We start from the raw sequence: 1,270 nt of genomic DNA on the forward strand, positions 1-1,270 counted from the left end.
GGTAGATAAGGTTCATCTGGCCGATGATAATCATGCGCTTCTGATATTTATTCATCCGGTCGACCAGATCATTATAATCACGGTCATAGACGTTCAATCCCTGATAACGGGTTATCACACGTACTTCCGGGAGTGCATCTACCGTGAATTGAAACAGCGGTTCGGAAATAGGAACATTGATATGCACCGGCCCTTTTCCATGATGATTCGTCTCCAGCAAAGCTTCATTCACCAGGCGATTACAATACCATTCATCTTCTTCCGTATGAATCTCCGGAAGATTGACCGACTTCTTTACCAGCGTTTGAAACACACCCGGTTGCGGCACTGTCTGTCCAGCCATCTGTCCGATCCAGGCAGCGGGACGGTCTGCTGAAATGACAACTAAAGGAACATTCTGATAAAATGCTTCCGCTACAGCCGGATGAAGATTTAATAATGCAGTACCGGAAGTGCAGCACACAGCAGCGGGCTTACCACCATTCAACGCAAGACCAATAGCAAAATAACCGGCACTCCGTTCATCCGTCACTGCATAACAGGTGAAGTTCGGATGATTAGACAAAGTATGTACGATGGGCGTATTACGACTACCCGGACACAACACAACCTTAGTAATCCCGTGCGCCTCGAGCAACGCAACCAACTGGAGTATGTTCTTCTTGTCTGTATACATGATGATAATTATTAGTAGTTTATGATTTTAAAGGAGGCGTTGCAATCAGCCGTTTGATGGTTTGCAACTTCTTTTCCGTTTCCAGCCATTCGTCATTCAATTCCGAAGAAGCCAGTAGTCCACCGCAGATTCACATAGATGTCAGTTCGCCCTTCCGGGTCCAGCCAACCGATAAAACCGGAATAATAACGGCGGTCGTAACCTTCGTTCTGCAATATAAACCGATAGGCTTCTTCTTTCGGTAAACCGCATACAGCAGGCGTTGGATGCAACACTTTCAAGAGATCTCCCAAACCTTTGTTATCTTTCAAAGAAAACCGGAAATCTGTTTTCAAATGTGACAAAGCACCTGCATAAGCCGGATAAGGCCCGTTCTCCGTAGAATGAATGCCCAACGATAGGAGTTGGCGACGAATATAAGAAGCGACATAATCCTGCTCTTTCCGGTTCTTTTCATCCCACACTTGCGGCAGTCTGCCATCTTGTAAAGGCTGCGTTCCGGCTAACGCAACCGTATGCCATTCGTCTTTTTCACCTGATAAAATGATTTCAGGAGTGCTTCCCAGCCAGATACCCGTCTGCGGAGTGTAGCAC

The 1,270-nt window shown here is 46.5% G+C and carries 1 protein-coding gene and 1 pseudogene; both read right to left on the reverse strand.

Annotated elements, in window-relative coordinates:
- Positions 1-676 (reverse strand): 2-succinyl-5-enolpyruvyl-6-hydroxy-3-cyclohexene-1-carboxylic-acid synthase (gene menD / locus AB5935_RS26630; RefSeq protein WP_368327940.1); only part of this gene is annotated, 676 nt, incomplete at its 3' end.
- A gap of 19 nt (positions 677-695) precedes the next feature.
- Positions 696-1,270: pseudogene (locus tag AB5935_RS26635) on the reverse strand (chorismate-binding protein); the annotation flags it as partial.

The organism is Phocaeicola sp. RTP21198st1_B8_RTP21198_201120 (genome assembly GCF_040929485.1).
GTDB lineage: Bacteria > Bacteroidota > Bacteroidia > Bacteroidales > Bacteroidaceae > Phocaeicola > Phocaeicola dorei.